Annotated in this window: 16 protein-coding genes and 1 pseudogene; 8 read left to right on the top strand and 9 right to left on the bottom strand. The window is 56.9% G+C overall.

Features of this window, described 5'->3' with window-relative positions; all coding sequences use genetic code 11:
• Positions 1-71 precede the first annotated feature (71 nt).
• The 3 genes from ACTZWX_RS11195 to ACTZWX_RS11185 form a co-directional block, all read right to left on the bottom strand.
• Complete coding sequence (locus ACTZWX_RS11195) at positions 72-845, bottom strand: substrate-binding periplasmic protein (protein WP_444713992.1); 774 nt, start codon at positions 843-845, stop codon at positions 72-74.
• A gap of 222 nt (positions 846-1,067) precedes the next feature.
• Entirely contained in the window at positions 1,068-1,772 is a 705-nt protein-coding gene (locus ACTZWX_RS11190) for a PspA/IM30 family protein (RefSeq protein WP_444713991.1), read from the bottom strand.
• A 4-nt stretch (positions 1,773-1,776) separates the two neighbouring features.
• Positions 1,777-2,046: a YiaA/YiaB family inner membrane protein gene (locus ACTZWX_RS11185; RefSeq protein WP_058092198.1), complete on the bottom strand. Its 270-nt coding sequence runs from the start codon at positions 2,044-2,046 to the stop codon at positions 1,777-1,779.
• 154 nt (positions 2,047-2,200) lie between these two features.
• Here ACTZWX_RS11185 and ACTZWX_RS11180 point away from each other — a divergent pair, with 154 nt between their 5' ends.
• Positions 2,201-2,968 carry a helix-turn-helix domain-containing protein gene (locus tag ACTZWX_RS11180; RefSeq protein ID WP_444713990.1) on the top strand — a complete coding sequence of 256 codons (768 nt, stop codon included), beginning with the start codon at positions 2,201-2,203 and terminating at the stop codon, positions 2,966-2,968.
• Here ACTZWX_RS11180 and ACTZWX_RS11175 read toward each other — a convergent pair.
• Complete coding sequence (locus ACTZWX_RS11175; RefSeq protein WP_444713989.1) at positions 2,965-7,494, bottom strand: DUF2272 domain-containing protein; 4,530 nt, start codon at positions 7,492-7,494, stop codon at positions 2,965-2,967. The two genes, ACTZWX_RS11180 and ACTZWX_RS11175, sit on opposite strands and share 4 nt — an antisense overlap.
• Positions 7,495-8,025: 531 nt before the next feature.
• Between ACTZWX_RS11175 and ACTZWX_RS11170 the strand changes: the two genes are divergently transcribed.
• The 4 genes from ACTZWX_RS11170 (at position 8,026) to efpL (ending at position 10,478) form a co-directional block, all read left to right on the top strand.
• Positions 8,026-8,403, top strand: coding sequence for a hypothetical protein (locus ACTZWX_RS11170; protein WP_444713988.1), 378 nt, complete (start codon positions 8,026-8,028; stop codon positions 8,401-8,403).
• Between the two features lie 129 nt (positions 8,404-8,532).
• Positions 8,533-9,231 (top strand): crotonase/enoyl-CoA hydratase family protein, encoded by a 699-nt coding sequence (locus ACTZWX_RS11165; protein ID WP_072676583.1) that lies wholly within the window; start codon positions 8,533-8,535, stop codon positions 9,229-9,231.
• A 108-nt stretch (positions 9,232-9,339) separates the two neighbouring features.
• A complete protein-coding gene (locus tag ACTZWX_RS11160) occupies positions 9,340-9,837 on the top strand; it encodes an acyl-CoA thioesterase (RefSeq protein ID WP_072678156.1) in 498 nt (165 codons plus the stop codon).
• Positions 9,838-9,911: 74 nt separating this feature from the next.
• Positions 9,912-10,478, top strand: coding sequence for an elongation factor P-like protein EfpL (efpL, locus tag ACTZWX_RS11155; RefSeq protein ID WP_444713987.1), 567 nt, complete (start codon positions 9,912-9,914; stop codon positions 10,476-10,478).
• Between the two features lie 8 nt (positions 10,479-10,486).
• On the opposite strand, the gene ACTZWX_RS11150 is transcribed toward efpL, so the two are convergent.
• The 4 genes and pseudogenes from ACTZWX_RS11150 to ACTZWX_RS11135 form a co-directional block, all read right to left on the bottom strand.
• Positions 10,487-11,191 carry a pseudouridine synthase gene (locus ACTZWX_RS11150; protein WP_444713986.1) on the bottom strand — a complete coding sequence of 235 codons (705 nt, stop codon included), beginning with the start codon at positions 11,189-11,191 and terminating at the stop codon, positions 10,487-10,489.
• Complete coding sequence (locus ACTZWX_RS11145; RefSeq protein ID WP_444713985.1) at positions 11,188-11,976, bottom strand: spermidine synthase; 789 nt, start codon at positions 11,974-11,976, stop codon at positions 11,188-11,190. The genes ACTZWX_RS11150 and ACTZWX_RS11145 overlap by 4 nt, the downstream gene beginning before the upstream one ends.
• The gene (locus ACTZWX_RS11140) at positions 11,976-12,653 is read right to left on the bottom strand and encodes a lytic transglycosylase domain-containing protein (protein WP_444714119.1); all 678 of its coding nucleotides are present in this window, start codon (positions 12,651-12,653) and stop codon (positions 11,976-11,978) included. The genes ACTZWX_RS11145 and ACTZWX_RS11140 overlap by 1 nt, the downstream gene beginning before the upstream one ends.
• A 165-nt stretch (positions 12,654-12,818) precedes the next feature.
• Positions 12,819-14,060 (bottom strand): annotated as a pseudogene (locus ACTZWX_RS11135) (dicarboxylate/amino acid:cation symporter).
• A gap of 298 nt (positions 14,061-14,358) precedes the next feature.
• On the opposite strand from ACTZWX_RS11135, the gene ACTZWX_RS11130 reads away from it, so the two are divergent.
• Both ACTZWX_RS11130 and ACTZWX_RS11125 read left to right on the top strand, forming a co-directional pair.
• The gene (locus tag ACTZWX_RS11130; protein WP_152438789.1) at positions 14,359-14,598 is read left to right on the top strand and encodes a TIGR02647 family protein; all 240 of its coding nucleotides are present in this window, start codon (positions 14,359-14,361) and stop codon (positions 14,596-14,598) included.
• A 96-nt stretch (positions 14,599-14,694) separates the two neighbouring features.
• Positions 14,695-15,597: a DMT family transporter gene (locus ACTZWX_RS11125; protein ID WP_444713984.1), complete on the top strand. Its 903-nt coding sequence runs from the start codon at positions 14,695-14,697 to the stop codon at positions 15,595-15,597.
• Here ACTZWX_RS11125 and ACTZWX_RS11120 read toward each other — a convergent pair whose 3' ends face one another.
• A complete protein-coding gene (locus tag ACTZWX_RS11120; protein WP_072676589.1) occupies positions 15,598-15,774 on the bottom strand; it encodes a DUF1328 domain-containing protein in 177 nt (58 codons plus the stop codon). It lies immediately after the preceding gene.
• A 294-nt stretch (positions 15,775-16,068) separates the two neighbouring features.
• On the opposite strand from ACTZWX_RS11120, the gene ACTZWX_RS11115 reads away from it, so the two are divergent.
• Positions 16,069-16,851 (top strand): substrate-binding periplasmic protein, encoded by a 783-nt coding sequence (locus ACTZWX_RS11115; protein WP_444713983.1) that lies wholly within the window; start codon positions 16,069-16,071, stop codon positions 16,849-16,851.
• The last annotated feature ends 10 nt before the right edge of the window (positions 16,852-16,861 follow it).

Below are 16,861 nucleotides of genomic sequence, written 5' to 3'. Positions count from 1 at the left end.
AAATTCTGGAGCGCGGTAGGTTATGGCAGGTGTAGCCAGTCGGGTACTGTGGAATCCCCGGCTTTACATTTTCAGTTTGACCCAGCAGAGGCCTGGCGGTGGGACTCGAAGTATTGATTATAACGGCCACTATCACGGAACGCCTGCAGTCGTTCATTGAAGCGGTCTGTCAGTTGTGCGGTGTCTGGTCGTGTTTTTGGAAACAACACGAAACTTTCGTTCTCGAGAAGAGAGCGGGGGTGGTGGGTAATGCGGCTGGCTTCCTCGGGGTCAAGTTCACGACGCAGAATGTGATAGCCCACGTTGATCTCTTCGGGGAACGCATCGATGCGGTCGAACAGGAGCCTGCGGAAATTCAGCACGGTACTGGCGACCCATTCAATACTAAGCAGATTATCCTCTACGGCTTGATCGAAAGCCGAACCGTAACTGTAACCAATGCTGCCGCCGAGTCTGAGGTCAGACAGGTCTTCCACCCTGGACCAACTGACCGGCTGGTCTTTCAGGTGAAAAACCACGAACCGCTCTTTGAGGACCGGGTCGCTGAAGGTGAAGTCCTGCTCACGTTCCTCCGCATGCATCCATACCGCTGTGGCATCGTGTTTGCCCATTGCGGCTTCGTAGTAAGCCCGTTTCCAGGGGAGGAAACGGTAGGAGACCGTAAAGCCCTCTTCGGCAAACACATCCCGCAGCAATTGGGCGACAATCCCCTGATCGGGTGCCTCCTGATCAAAATACGGCGGCCAGTCACCAACCGCTATGCTCAGGTGTTGTGTATCATCTGCGGTGACTGCCTCAATCCATGTAAACAGCGATACCAGCAGCATGGTCAGGTATCGTTTCATTTCTCGGCTCCGGGAGCGGCCCGCGAATACCCATCGGCCGGGAAGCAAGCAATTATCTATGAAAATAGCAGCCTTTTTCGGGGTTTCCCAGTTTTAATCGGTGCGTTCCGATAAGGGGCCTCTGGCGCGCAAAGCAGAGGCCTCGAATGTCTCCTGGAGGTCAGCTATAAGTCGAGTTAATAAACTCTGACTTATAGCTGTATAGAGCTTGGTTCAGGTGCATTATTCACGGTCGTCTGCGGATGGCTTCGAACGAATCCTCGCGAGAACCTGTTCGCCACTGCTCTTTCCGTTGCTGATGCCGGCGGCTTTCAGTTTCGAATCCAGGGTGTCGTCCTCCTGTTCCCGGTCCAGCTCTGTCAACGCCGCCTCGATATCTTCCGCTTCGGCCTGTCTTTCCTGAATGCGGGAGACGGACTGGTTGAGGTCTTCCATGTGACTGCTCAGCCCCCGTGCGTGTCCGCGGAGTTGGCGGTTAACCTGCTCTGCGTGGCGGTTGGCCCTGGCCAGCCGGAGTTCGCTGTGGAAATGCTTGAGCGCCCGACCAGAGTCCCGCAGCTGTTTGCGCAACCGGTTTTCCTGCTGTTGCAGTTTGTCGTGCTGCTGTTGCTGGCGCTCAAGAAGTGGTTCATCTTCGGCGATCAGGTTGGCCAGTTCCAGCGCCAGCTCTTCCTCGTTCTTCTCCAGCGCTTCGGTTACCTGATGCTCCCGTTTGTCGATGGTGGCCCTCAGGTGTTCGTTGTCCCTGGCCAGCCGGGTTTTTTCCGCCATCAGGCAGGCGAGTTCCCGCTTGGAGCGGGCGATGGCCTGTTCTGCATCGCGCAGCTCCTGTTCGAATATCCGGATACCGTTGGCATCCACCAGTTTTGCTACCGGCTCCTGGGCGGATGCCCGGAACAGGGTGTTCAGTTTGCGCCAGATGCTCATGGTGTTACTCCCCGTATTCTTTCAGCAGTTGATGGGTGCGTGCCTCGGAGATGCGGTTGACGATGCGCTGGTGCTCGTGCTCGTCGCGGATGGTTTTTGAAAGCGTGATGGTGGTGCTGACCAGAAACAGGGCGCTGATGGCCATGTAGCCCTTGAGCACCAGATCCACCGGTGCCAACACCACGCCGGCGGCAGCTGCAAAGAGTGCGATAGCAAAGGAAACCTTCACAAAGAATACCCACCCGGCGGAATTGCTTTTGAGTTCGCTGTCCATGATTAACTCCTGATGACGTTGTTGTTGGAACGGCTCCACTGTGCGTGAACCAGGGAGGGCGGGCGAGGTTTTCTGTAAAGGTCGTGCTGCCCTATACATCAGGTATCGTATATTGATACGTTTGGCTGAATGGCTGGTAAGAAAGGAGGCGGTTATGGCGCAAACCAGCGCGATTGTCAGTGAATTGAAACGCCAGCTCAGGGCACACGGGTTGACCTACCAGGATGTGGCGCAGGCGCTGACGCTGTCAGAGGCCAGTGTGAAACGGTTGTTTTCAGACCGCCAGTTCTCTTTGAAGCGCCTGGACCAGATATGCGGGCTGATGGGGATGGAAATCACCGACCTGGTCCGCAAGCTGGCCCCCGAGCCCCGGGTTGAACAGCTGAGCGAAGAACAGGAACGGGAGCTGGTGTCTGACTTGCGCCTGTTGCTGGTGGCGGTGTGTGCCATGAACCGCTGGCAGTTTGGCGAGATACTCCAGAACTATCAGATAGAGGAGCCGGAGTTAATCCGCTATCTGGCCCGGCTTGATCGCATGGGACTGGTGGAGCTGTTGCCCGGTAACCGAATCAAATTACTGGTCAGCCACGACTTCGCCTGGCAACCCCGGGGGCCAATCCAGCGTTTTTTTGAAACGGAAGTTCAGCAGGATTTCCTGAAGTGTCGATTCCATCAGCCGGGTGAGATACGGCTGTTTGTAAGCGGTATGCTGTCGCCCCAATCGAACGAATCCTTGCAACAGAAACTGAAACGCCTGGCTCTTGAGTTTCGTCATTGTCATGAGGAAGACCTGGCCCTGCCATTAGAACAGCGTTTCGGAGTCAGCTTGCTGATGGCCATGCGGCCGTGGGAGATTGACGCCTTCGCAAGCCTCCGGCGGCCAGAGGCGAGGAAGGCGTATCCCGGTGTTACACGGAATTAGACACTGACTCCTCCCTCCTCATCGGCGGCTGCGTCGAGCAGTTGCTGCGTTGTCGGGTGGACAATCCGGATGAACGCAAATGGCGGGCAGTCTTCGATTACCTCGTCATTGCGATCGACGCATGCGTCTACCCGGCCATTCGCATTGAGGCGCCAACGTCGGCGGCCAACGGTGTGAGCTACGCCAGACAGATCACGGGTGTTGCCACCAAGGGTTTCGATGTAATCGATCCCGTCATCAGAGAAACGCCGGACGACCACATCGGTGTGGGAATGCCCGGTTGGCGTTCCTTTGATGGCGTATTCGCCGCTGGCTTTCTTTTCGATGAACTGGCTCTCCAGCCCGGCCAATGTGAGATTGGCGCAAGGGGTCTCGTTCCAGGGCTTGCAGAGGATGTCGCCGACCTGAGGTGACAGGTCTTCTGCTTTGTAAAGCCAGAACGGCCTGTCCAGATCCCGGTTCTTTCGGTTCACCAGTGCCTCAACAATGTAGGTCATGTGCCGGATGCTGGGACTGAACCCATGGCTGGGCGTTACCCCGGCGTTCTTGACGACGTAGGAAATAAACGCGGCACTCCAGGCGGCTTCATTGTCTCGCGAGTCCTCCGCGAACTGATCCACGGCCCACTGGCCAATGGCTCCGAAGTAATCCTGGAGCTTCGCCAATTCAGTACCTTCTTGCTTCTTGGTCCCGTCGTCGTTGGTCCAGGCGGTTTCCTCCGCTTCCGCGTTGGCAACGATGTCCCGTTTCCAGGCGGTGCCGCGGTTATAGCGCTCAATAATCTTTTGGTTCGCCAGAGACCGTTCGAGGGCTTCAACGTCAGCATCTGGCCGGAACGATGCGAGCTGCAAACCCTTGCCCACACTCACCGTACGAATGCCGCCAGCGTCTTGCTCGGTGACAGACACATCCCGATCTTTACCGAATTGCTCAACGATGGATTTGGCGCGGTCAGAGACGCCATCGGTGGCTTTCTGCCCCATTTGCTCTGCCTGTTTGCGCAAGGCCGCTTCGCCATCCTGTTTTGACATGGAACCCTTTTCAACGGCTCGGTCTATGGCGGCGCGTTTCTTGTCGAAGTTTGCGCCTGCGTCCTTTTCGGCCTGCAGTTCCGCCAGGCGGGTCTGTAATGCAAAGCCGCCGAACTGACCGGCCAGGTTGGCCGCCGAATTCAGCGCACCCAAAGCGTTCTTCTGGGTGCCCTCAAGGCCAGCCATGTCGCGGAAGGCGTTGCTGTTTGCCACGGCTCCCAGAATGTCGCCAAATCCCTGAGGGGCTGGTGCGGCAGGCGCATTCTGCAGGTTAATGATGGAATCCGGCATTTTGGTGGGGGTCATGTCTTGCGGTTGGCTGCGGCGAGAATCAAAGAAGTTGCCCGGGAAGTCGGCCAGGGCCGGGTCTTCATCTTTCAGCACCCAGTCGGTTGAGCCTTCATGCTCTTCACAGGCGTTGCACTCGTCCATGATGGCCTGCGCGTACAGGCCATCGGTGGGCAGGCTGATTCGCATGGGCATGGCCGGCGCGCCTTCGCCCTTGTAGTAGCGGAAGGCATCTTCATAGCTTTCATGGCCGTTGATGCCCAGGAATGCGCCAGCAGCCACCTTGAACACCAGTGTGTTGCCCATGATGGCAATGGGTTCACGTTCAACCACCGAGGCGATCGAGCGACCATCGCTGGGGGATATGGCGAAGCCGTCCAGGAGCATGTACAGCTCGTCCCTGTCCATGGTCCACCAGATCACCTTGTGGTAATAGTGCAGGTTGTCGTTAATGTGTTCCAGTAACTTGCGGTTCGCTTTCTCGGCTTCCAGCCGCATATTCTGCTCTTCCCAGTTAGACGGCCGGAAAGACAGCGTGGCGCTCTCGCTCGGAGCCGGGCGATCGGTTTCGTTGTCATCCCAGGCGGGAGGGGAGATCAGGTCATCCGTACCCCGTGGTGAGCTGACACGCCGCTCGTAATGGCTGGTGTGAAAATGAATGTTCGCACTTGTCACGTTTGCCACGGAACCTTTGGGTAGGTGCTCGGTGGCGGACAGAATCAGCTTGGCGATGTCCTCCCGTTTATTCCCGGCCAAGGCCTCCGATGGCACGTTGAAGTCAACTCGCACCGTGCGGTTGAACCGGTATTCGCCCACCAGGGTAAAATCGGTGCCTTCGAGTTCGCCGTTCTGGCTGTCCAGGCGCAGTCGGTCGACCCATCTCCGCGCCATCGCCGGTGCGATTTCCCTCTGAAAATAGGCCTCCCGCTGGGCGGCAGAGAAGCCACGGATACGGGCCACAATCTGTCCCACTGGAATGGGGAGGATATTGGCGTAAGCCTGCCAGACACGGGTGGTGATTTTTTCGCCGACAGCGCCTTCCTCGCTTAGCTGGTCGTCGATCTGATCCGATACCACCTCGTCCCGGGGGCGCTCAATGCCCAATTTGATGTAAATGGTTCCGGTCAGGCTTTCCAGGGGTTGGGCCTTGCGGGGGCCGGCTGGAACATCGGAGCCTTGCCAGTGGTTCTGAATGTCTTCGGTGTATTTCAAGGCCCAACGCAGGTCGCGCTTTTGCAGGTAACGCTCGAACACATCGCGCCAGCGAATCACACGGGAAAAGGTAAAGGGCCGAATCGCGAAGGGCACAAACAGGCATTCGCGCACGCCGGCGAGTACAGTGTCTACGCGGATATGTCGGAGAATCTCATGGTAAATGATGGTCAGGGAGTGGCAGTAGTTGGGGTTGCGGACCACCTCCGAAACGCCTTCAATCGATTCGTCCTGACTGACTTCGTTCACCACTGTGGATTCGTATTGGCGCAACGAGTCACCGAACTGGCGGATCGCGTCTCTCAGGCTTTGTTCCTCTGCTGCCGACACGCTGCGGCCACCCTGTTGCCAGCTGCTGGAACTGGCCCGGCCGTGGGCGGCACCACCACCAATCACCACCGGGCCGAGCGCAAATCCGATGCCTCCTGCCACACCGGTGGTTTTGGAACTGCTGCCGCCCTTGCTCCATTCGTTCAGGTTGGAGCGAACGGCGTTGTGGTAATCCCGGTCGCTGAACGTGCTTTGGGAAACCTCTTCCGCAAACTGGCTGGTCTCGCGCCGGATGCTCGCTTCGCGGCGTCGCCAATCCAGTTTCACAATCCGGCGGGTTTGCCGTGGTGCCAGGGTAAGGGTATGCGCCACATCGCCTAGGGAATAGCCGTTGGATCGCCATTGCACCCGCCATTCCATGATGTGGCCACCCGCCACGGAAAGAGCCTGATATTTGGTGGTGTCGCCGTCCCAGTCGACAGGGTTTCGGGCGCTCACAGGTTGCCGCTTGTTCAGCCAGGGGAGTTTGGGCAATGGCAGGAAATCAATGGCTTTAATAGGCGGCATGAATACGCCGGGGGTTTTGGGCAGGAAACGCTGCAGGCTGGCAGTGTCAATGGCGAACCTGGCCCCGGTAACGCTGGCGGCCTCACTGTCCGGTTGTTCGCTGGCCACCATGGCGGTGGACATCATTCGGAACTCATTGGCATCCCTGGGGGCGATCAGTCCCCGGTAGTCCGGTTTGGTGTTGGAGGTGGATTCGATCTCAGGCTGTTCCACCCGGAAGACGGTCTGGAAACGGCGTTCACCCAGAATGCGGGCCGGGTTGCTGAAAGGCCGACAAAATGAGCCGGGGTCGTCGCTGAACAGGTCCGGATCGTTCAGCAGGCTGTCTTCGTCCATGTTCAGGGGCGGATGACCATTATCGCAGCACGAACCCTTCCCGTGCTCCTGGCCATCGCTCACCGGATCTTGCCAGGGCAGCATAATGCGGAGGTCCCGCATAGGGGTATAAACGGAGCCGTCGGACTGGTAACCGACAATCAACTTTGGCCCGTTCAACACCCAGATCCAGCCATTGGCTTCGGTGCCGACGTTGAAGGGACGCTTTATATGAAAACTGCCATCGAATTTGAGATCTGCGCCTGTCAGTGACAGTGCCCCGAGATGGCCAGCCGTGTGGGTATCCAGAGCCACTTCGGCTGAACGGGCGTTAGTGCCGTTGTCAGCGTTTTGTGCCAGCAGACTGGAAATTGCCTGATGTTTTGCCTCGGTATCGATCAGGTCGACGCTCAGTGAATAGTCATCGAACCTGCGGTCGACCTGGCCAAGCGTGACAAAACGACCGAATCGTTCCAGCACCGGTTGCTGCTCCGGGTTGTTGCGCTCAAGGGCATGCTTCAGGGACTCTGCAGGAATGACGAGGGTGACGGGCTCCCCGGTCTTGCCGGGCCCGGTATCAATCTCGCCCAGGTCTGCCAGCTCCTGGCCCTGTCGGCTTTCCAGTCGCGCGTGAATGGGCTTGCTCAGGAGGACGGGTTCGAGTTTGCTTTCTGCACTGGCATGGCGATCGAGTCTGATAATGTCGCTGGCAGGATGACTATCATTCTGCTTGTCTTCGGTCTGGATCGAAATCTCGTAGCTGACACGGACCTGAAGTGATTCAGCGTCTGCGCTGTTGATGGCCTTTTCGGGTTCAATTCTTAACCACAGTTGATTGGGCATGATGTGTCCTTTCGGTTGATTGTGCATCCTGGTGGGACCCCTGCCGGGCGGGCGATGCAGACAATACAACCGGTGCCGCTGGACGTTTCCCTGCGGCAAGACAACCTTGTCGTTCAGTTCCTCAGCGTACGGCCAGCTATCGAAGCAAGGTGACCGTGGATGCATGGCTTTCCGTACAAACAACCAGATTACATCTGCTGGTTGAAGACTTCAGTGGCAAGTGTTGTGTTGGAATCGGAATTTGTAAACGTTGAACCGGGATTTTTTTGTAACGATTACCTGTCGGAAAATGCGTTATGTCTTGGCGGTGTGCACGGCTTCTCCGGTGGATAGGTTTTGACCCGTTCATTTTGCGGCCATATTGCTTGAGCCCCCGGTTCTATTGGGCTCAGGCCGGCTATCCTTGGACTACGCACAAAGTTATCCACAGATTCTGTGCGTAACCTTGGGTGATGCATGACGAAGCCGCTTGGGGTAGGCTGCCTGCATGTCTATCACCCGGCGTTGTCGCCGCATAAATGGAAAGCGTTAATGAAGTTCCCCATTGTTACGATTGCCATGGTGTCTGTTGCCCTCGTCTACGTGTTCTGGGGCCAGACTCAGGAATCCTCTGACCCGACCGATCCCGCCCGCTTTGCTAATCTTCAGGCCAACCCTGCCAAAAGTAGTGACGTGGTGGACTGGGCAATTACCCAGATTCCGGAGGTTTGCGCGCAGGCGGTAGGGCAGCCTGCCGGCAGTGACGCAGTTAACGATTGTGAAAAGCGTGCGCAATCCCGAACGTCCACGTGCCGCCGGGCTGTGTATGACAACTTCCCGGACCGGGTGACGTCCGAGGCGATGTTCCGGGATGTCTCTATCTCGATGATGAATTGCCTGGTGCCGCAGGGCGGTATTGTTCGGCCATGACCGTTGGTGCACGGCGGTGGCATAGCTATGATCAGGGCTTTACCTGATGCCCCAGATCGCCCACAATCTTGGGATTATGATGTTAACAAACACTCACTTTAATAAAACGCAGTAGATGAGGACGCACAGGTGACTGAACTCGTAAGCTACGAACTGAACGACGGTATTGCCACCATCAGCCTGAACAACGGCAAAGCCAATGCCCTGAGCCATGACGTGTTTGCCGGGCTGAATGCCGCTCTGGACCAGGCCGAGCAAGACAAGGCCATTGTGATTCTGACTGGCCAGCCGGGTATGTTCTCCGGCGGCTATGACCTTAAAGAAATGCAGAAAGGCCCGAAAGAAGCGATGGCGCTGGTGAAGGTGGGCTCAACCCTGACCCGTCGCCTGGCGGCGTTCCCGCTCCCGGTGATCGGTGCTTGCAGTGGCCATGCCATCGCCAAGGGTGCGTTTATCCTGTTGTCTGTAGATTACCGCATTGGCGTAGAGGGCGGTTTCAAGCTGGGCCTGAACGAAGTGGCCATCGGTATGACCATGCACCACGCTGGTATCGAGATCGCCCGCCACCGTATGCCGGCGCCGTATTTCTACCGTTCGGTGGTGAATGCCGAGATCTTTAATCCGGAAGGCGCCGTTGCAGCGGGTTTCCTGGATGAGGTGGTGGCTCCGGAGCAGCTGATGGAGCGAGCGGTAGCGGTTGCAACTCAGATGAAGCAGCTCAACCTGAATGCGCATAAGCAAACCAAGCTGAAGGTGAAAGGCGATTACCTGGCGTTGCTGGACCGTTGCATCGAACAGGACGCTGCTCACTTTGATCTGATGGGTTAACCCGAGCTCACCTCTCTCTGGAACTGGCTGGCAGGTTTGAATCTGAACAGCTAGGCCAGAAGAGGTTTCGCAGAGTTTGTGGGCAAACACGAGAGGGGGTTGAGTGAAATGTCTGAAAAGCCGGGCAAGCCGGTGGCGGCATCCGCCATCGACAAGCATGTGTACAAGGTTTTCCCCAACGATATGAACTCACACAACACGGTGTTTGGCGGCATGATCATGGCCAAGTGTGATCGCCTGGCTCTGGTGGTGGCGGAGCGCCATTCGGCCCATGTTTGCGTGACTGCGGCGGTGGATTCCATCCACTTCCGGGCCCCTGCCAAGGGGAATGACACACTTCTATTCAATCTGTCTCTGAACCGCAGCTGGGGCTCGTCCATGGAAATTGGTGCCCGTGTAGAGGCCGAGAACAGCTATACCGGTGAGACCCGCCACATCCTTTCCGCTTTTTTCACTTTTGTGGCCCTGGACAAGAACGATCGGCCTGTTGAGGTGCCACCGGTGATTCCGGAAACGAAAGACCAGATTCGTCGTTACGAGAAAGCCGAGATTCGCCGAGAAGGGCGGCTGAGAACGCGAGACGCGCTTTCAAAGGCAAATGGCTGAGAGACTATCGCTTATTGATTCCAGTCATGGTATATCAGCGCCACAGAAAACCTTTTTTATCGGAATCGGATGTTATGCCTAAAGCGAGTGAGATCAAGAAGAATCAGGCCGTTGAATATGACGGACGCGTCTATTTTGTGAAGGATATCGAGCGCTCGGTACCTCAGGGTCGTGCTGGCGGCAGCTTGTACCGCATGCGCATGTACGATGTGGTTACTAACCAGAAGCTGGATGAGACCTTTAAAGACTCTGACATGCTGAATCTGGCGGATCTGGTGCGTCGTCCGGTCATGTTCTCCTACGCCGATGGCGAAGAGTACGTGTTCATGGATAACGAAGACTTCACCCAGTACATGCTGAACAAAAGCGCCATTGAAGACGAGCTGTTGTTCATCACCGAGGATACCCAGGGCGTGATGGCGATTCTGGTCAGTGAAACACCGGTGGCCATTGATCTGCCGCCTACCGTTGAGCTCACCATTGAAGAAACCGACCCGTCTATCAAGGGCGGTTCGGCAACGGCTCGTACCAAGCCAGCCCGCTTGACCACTGGCCTGGTGGTTCAGGTGCCTGAGCACATCTCTACCGGTGATCGCATCAAGGTGAACGTGGAAGAGCGTAAGTTCCTCAGCCGCGCCTGATGTTTTGATCAGTTCCGTCCGCCGACGGAGCTGATTTCGTCAACGCTGAGGTGACGATACTCGCCAACTGGAAGTTCCGGGTCCAGTACCAGACTGCCCATGCTTTCCCTGTGCAGCGATGTAATCCGATTGCCGACCGCGTGGAACATGCGCTTTATCTGGTGATATCGCCCCTCAAAGATGGTTACCCGAGCCTCACGGTCATTCAGTTGCTCCAACTGGGCGGGGGAGGTTGTCAACTGTTCGTACCCAAACCAGATGCCCTCGGCAAAGCGCGTGGCCGTTTCCGGGCTGATGGGGGAAGCGGTTGTGACCCGGTAGGTTTTCGGTAGTTTGATGGCAGGCTCGGTAAGCCGGCGTGACCATAGCCCGTCACTGCTCAGAATCAGAAGCCCGGTGCTGGCCCGGTCCAGGCGGCCGCCGATGTGCAAGTGCTCCCGTATTTCCGGCGCAATCAGTTCCATGACGGTCGGGTGTTGGTCATCCTGAGTGGCGCTGAGGTAGCCGGCGGGTTTGTGGAGCATCAGGTAATAAGCGGGTTCGGCTTGCTGGATGATGTCCTGGTCAATTCTGACTTCCTGAAACCGGGAAACCTCCTCTGCGCCGTCCCGACATCTCCGGCCGTCCACGCTCACCCGGGCAGAAGCCAGAAGCTGTCTTGCATGGCGACGACTGACACCGTTCTGGTTACTGATAATACGGGAGAGCTTCATGGCTCGCTTGGGGTAACGGCCGGCACCAGCCGGCTCAGCTTCTTGATCAGTTTCCGCCAGCCAATGGGCAGGCGCTCTTCCAGCGCGTTCAACCGGGATTTGTCGATGGACCAGGGGTCAAAGTCCTGTTTGCGCCCGTAGATCACCCAGTTGTTGGTCCGGCTTTTGAACACCAGAAGTAACGGGAACTGGCGCTTGAGTTCCCGCAGCAGATTGCCATCTGGTTCCGGCATTCGGTGGTAGTTAAGCACCAACCAGCCGGTAGAGGATAATGCCCTGCTGCAGGCTTTTATAAACTGCCGCTGGCTTTGCGCCGGGCTCATACGGTCAGCACTGTACAGGTCCGTCAGGATCATATCCGCGCTGGCTTCGGGTAGCTGGTCCACGGCCAGGCGGGCGTCGGCAATATGCACCCTTAGCCGTTCTGATTCGGGTAGTGCAAACCAGTCCTTTGCGATTTTCGCAACCTTTTGCCGAAGTTCATACACATCAATGATGCTGTCCGGCAGCAGCGTGAACAGACCATGGGCCAGCACACCACCACCCAGGCCCAGGACTGTTACCTGGCTGGGTGAGGCAAAAGCGATTGGCAGTAGCATGGCGCGGTTGTATTCATGCACTGGCACGTTGGGGGATGCGCGCAAGATCTTGCTTTGCTCAAACACCGAATCAAAGCTCAGAATCCGGTGTTTGCGGTCATCGATCACCAGGATGTTGCCATGGGGGTCGCTTGCCACATGCACGATATCGCCCTTGATTTCAGGGCGCTTGATAATTGTGCCCATCAGTTGCTGGCGTAGCGTTGGTGCAGAATGCCGACCCGTTCGACGTAGGCCTTGGTTTCCGCGTAGGGTGGGATGCCATTGAAGCGCCCGACGGCGCCAGGGCCAGCGTTGTAAGCGGCGGTTGCCAGGCGGACATCGCCATTGAAGCGTTTGAGCATGCGGGCAAGGTAATCGACCCCGCCACGTATATTGTCTTCAATGGCAAATGGGTCTCTCACGCCCAGTTCATGTGCGGTGCCGGGCATCAACTGCATCAGGCCCTGGGCGCCGACTGGCGACACGGCCATCGGGTTGAACGCAGATTCGGCATGAATGACCGCTCGAACCAGAGCCGGGTCGACATCAAACTCTTGCGCGGCTGTCAGGATTTCATCCCGGAACGGACTCACGAACAGAGGGGTTTTGTGCCAGTCCACTTTGGAACCCGGGTCGCAGGCGTAGCAGTGAAACCGGATAACCTCGACGTCTTCTGTGCTGGGCCGTTGGCTGCTGTACGCGACCACACCGTGCTCATCGGTGTATCGGTACACGGTTTCGTTGCGGGTTGAAGCCCGGGGCTGGCTCGGACTTTTCACGTTGGTGAATTCTACCCGGCCGTCCGGATGGACAATGCGCTGGATGCTGTCGGCATGGGCAATGCCGGTCGCCAGGACGAATCCGGTGACAAAGGCGATCATTATTCTGGCCAGTAGAGAGATACCGCTTAAATTCATCAAAGACCCGGTACGTTTATTCTGCATGACAATCTGCCGATATTATCGCGGTAGATGCCCCTGTAAATGTGGGAGTTTCGTGCCTTGATGATACCAATTGTTCATGGGGTCACAAACTAGTCCCGGGCTTTAGGCCTCTCCGGGCACAGGGTCGGGTTGGTCTGGTAGTCGCTTGCCCGACCAGTTTTCCATCAGCCGACAGGCGACCAGGTCGCCGGTTACGTTGATGGCGGTGCGGCACATATCAAGAATCCGGTCCACGCCCATAATCAAGGCAATGCCTGCGGCTGGTACACCCACCGATTGAAGCACCATCGCGAGAATTACAATACCGACCCCCGGTGTTGCCGGTGAACCAATCGACGCACCCACGGCCATGGCAAACACCAGGGCCATACTGCCCACACTCAGATTAATACCATACACCTGTGCCAGGAAGACCGTGGCCACAGCCTAGTAGAGCGCGGTACCGTTCATGTTGATGGTGGCCCCCAGGGGGATGACAAACTGGGAAACGGAAGGCCGCACACCCAGTTTGTCTTCCGCGGTGCGGATAGACAGCGGCATGACGGCGGCAGAGCTGGAGGTTGAAAAGGCCAGCAGCAACACATTGCGGGTGTCTTTCAGAAACTGAAGTGGTCGCACCCCTGCGAGGAGCTTGAGAAGGGCGAGGTAGAAAACCATCAAAACGGCGAGGCCGAGCAGCACCGTAGCGACGTAGGAGGCCATGCCCAGCATGGCACGGAACCCGAGCGTGGTGGTCAGTTGCGCCATCAATCCGAAGACTGCATAGGGCGCCAGGCGCATTGCCCAACGAGCCACCGTCATGCAGATTTGCTGCAGGGAGTCGAGCAGGTCCAGCATCGGCTTGGCTTTGTCTCCCGACATACTGACCAGCGCAACGCCGATGATGATGGAGAAAATCACCACTTGCAGCATTTGCCCTTCCACCATGGCATCGAGGGGGTTGCCGGGCAGAAGGCCGATCAGTGTCTGGGGAATGGCGTCCAGGCCCGGGATGTCTGCGGGCACAGGCACGGTATCGGCCGGTGGTGCGGTAAGGCCGGTCATCAGGTCACCCGGGTTAACCAGACCGCCCACCCAAAGACCAATCGTGGCTGCAATCGCGGTAGTCACCACAAAGAACAAGGTGACCCGCATACCCATTTTGCGCAGTTGTTCCAGGTTGTCGCTGGCGGCCAGGCCTCTTACCACAGAGGCTATCACCAGGGGTATCACAATCATCTGGATGGCGGCGAGGAACAGTTGCCCGGGAAAGGCCAGCCAGTTGCCAATCAGCGTGCCGGTTTCCGGTTCAACCAGGCCAACAGAGGGGCCGAGGAGGGTGCCCACTACCAGGCCCAGTCCCATGCCAATAAGTACCTTGAGCCAGAGCCTGCCTTTGACCAGTGTGGCCAGGTAGACGCTCAGGTGGCGCAGGGGGCGGGGTGTGTTGTTGGCTGTCTGGCCCGGCGCGCTATCCATGATCAACGTGTCCGTGTTTTTGATAGTGCGGTGTCGGTGGCTTGTACTGTAAGTAGCGGAACAATGGGTGTAACAATAGGATATTTGGGCAAAAGATGCATCTGGATCAATTTCTTCGTGATTCGACTATGGCGCTCGGGTATTTGAGCTAAACTGCAGATAATTCCAACGATCAGGAGCTTTTATGCCGTTCTCTCCGAGCCATCTTGCTGAGCTGAACCTGTTGCTGCAATTTCCTTCCATTTCCACCCAGGAAGGTATCAAGGTACACGCCCATACGGCGGCGCCGGAAACGGTGAGCGCTGCGGAGTCGTTGTATGCAAAGGGGCTGATCAGCCAGAAAGACGGTGGTTATCTGACGCCACTCGGTTGTGAGGCGGTGGAGTTTACCCAGAAGTTGCAGTCTATGCTGGCCGGCAGTTGACTGTACCGGTCGGTCGACCGTTTTCTGTGCCTGTCTGGCCGGATTCTGGCAGGGTATAGTCTCCTGCCAGGATTCACATCACCCGAGCCTTGATCCATGCCCCCGGTTTTCTTTTCCTTTTTTGTTCCTGCCCTGTTTGTCTGGCTCTGGAGCACCGGTTTCATTGGTGCCAAGTACGGCCTGCCGTATGCCGAACCTTTTACGTTGTTGTTTATCCGGATGTTGCTCACGTTAATACCGCTGGCAGTCTTGGCCATCGTCATGCGTGCCCGATGGTCGGGCTGGCGCAGCGCTGGTCACGTGGCAGTCACCGGTATTCTGGTGCATGGCTGCTACCTGGGAGGGGTGTTCTACGCCATTGATCAGGGTATGTCGTCAGGATTGGTGTCGCTCATTGTGGGCTTGCAGCCGTTGGTAACAGCGCTGGCTGCTGTGGTGTTTCTACGTGAGGCGGTTTCGGGAAAGCAGTGGGCGGGATTGGTTTTGGGGCTTGCGGGTGTTGCTCTGGTGATCGCAGAAAAGTTTGGAGGAACCAGCTCCGGCGATACAGGGCTACCCGGGCTGACACTGGTCTGGGCAGGGCTGGCGCTGATCGGAATCTCCCTTGGCACCGTTTACCAGAAACGGTTTGGCACGTCGGTTGATCTGGTATCCGGCACCATGATTCAGTACACCGCAGCGGCCGTTTTGTTTGGTGTTGGTGCGATGGTGCTGGAGTCCCGAAGTGTGGAATGGTCGCTGCAGTTCAAGCTGGCCCTTGGCTGGCTGGTGTTTGGCCTGTCGGTCAGTGCCATTTTGCTTTTGATGTGGTTGATTCGACGCGGCGCAGCCTCTCAGGTGGCGAGTTTGTTCTACCTGGTGCCACCGGTAACGGCACTGGAGGCGTTTATCCTGTTTGATGAGCGCTTGGGGCCGATGGCCATGGCCGGCGGGGTTGTTGCGGTGGCTGGCGTGGCTCTGGTTGTTGCTTCAGGGCCACGAAAAGCCAGGTCTGCCTAGTCAGATTTTTGGGCCCCGACCGCGTAACGCGTTGGCGAGGAGTGAAACAACCAACAAGACCAGAAAGATGAAAAACAGGATCTTGGCAAAACCCGCAGCCGTTCCGGCGATGCCTCCGAAACCCAGAACGCCCGCAACAATTGCAATAACAAGACACACTACCGCCCAATAGAGCATTTCCTATCCTCCTTTTTACGGTTCCCTTCCAACGTGGCACATGGCTAAAGAATGCGCAACGAAACAGCTGCTCTGTTGAGAAATGGTAATTCCGGATACAGGTTTGGCTAGGGTGTCTGTGGTCCCGGCGACTAGGCTGCCGTAATTTCCAGATACGTTCTGTCACGGAACTTTCAATGCCGGATAAGGGCTACGGAGTTATGCTGTCATAAACTGCCAGTTCAATTGGCACAAACTTCCAAATCTGCCTATTTTTGCGTCATACCAACGATTGCCAGCCAAAAGGAAAAAAACATGCACGTTGTCATCGCATCAGCCAGAAATGCCCTGCGAAACGTCACGAGGGCATTATTCGTCGGATTAACGCTCGCGGCTTCAAGCGCCACGGTTCAGGCTTCTGAGCGGCTTTATATTTTTACCGAACATTATCCTCCTTATAACGCCTCTGTTTCAGGTGAGGGCTTTGCCCACAACGAGGACCAGATCACCGGTATCTGCACCGATATGGTGAAAGCCATGCTGGCAAGGGTAGATTACGATGTGCAGATGAAAATGCGAGCGTGGAGCTATGCCTACGACTGGGTGCAGGGTCGTGAAAACCACGGTCTGTTCTGTACGGCGCGTACCGATGAACGAGAGCAGCTGTTCCAGTGGGTGGGCCCGTTGGCATCCATCGAATGGACCCTGTTTGCGGCTCCAGACTCCGATATAACAGTATCCACTCTGGATGATGCCAAAGACCTGAGAATTGCCGGCTACCGGGGCGATGTCATGTCGCAGTACTTGGTGGATCAGGGGTTTAACGTGATCATGAATACATCGGGCGATGTGAATCCCCGCCGTCTGGCGCTGGGCCAGGCCGATCTGTGGGTAACGGATGGCCTTGTGGGGCCATTGGTTGCTGAAGACGAACATGGCATTACCGGCCTTAAGCCTGTGTTGGTTTTCCGGGAAACCCCGATGTATCTGGCCATCAGTCTGGAAACCAGTCCGGGCATTGTGGAGGATCTTCAGAAAGCGCTGGACAGCGCCCGCAGTGAGGGTGAGCTGGACGCCATTGTTGCCCGGTACGAATGATCCCTGGTTG

Origin of the sequence: Marinobacter sp. NSM (assembly GCF_052380025.1) — a bacterium.
In the GTDB taxonomy this organism is placed as follows: Bacteria; Pseudomonadota; Gammaproteobacteria; order Pseudomonadales; family Oleiphilaceae; genus Marinobacter.
Note: the sequence above shows the minus strand (reverse complement) of the source record. Positions and strands in the feature narration are given on the sequence as shown.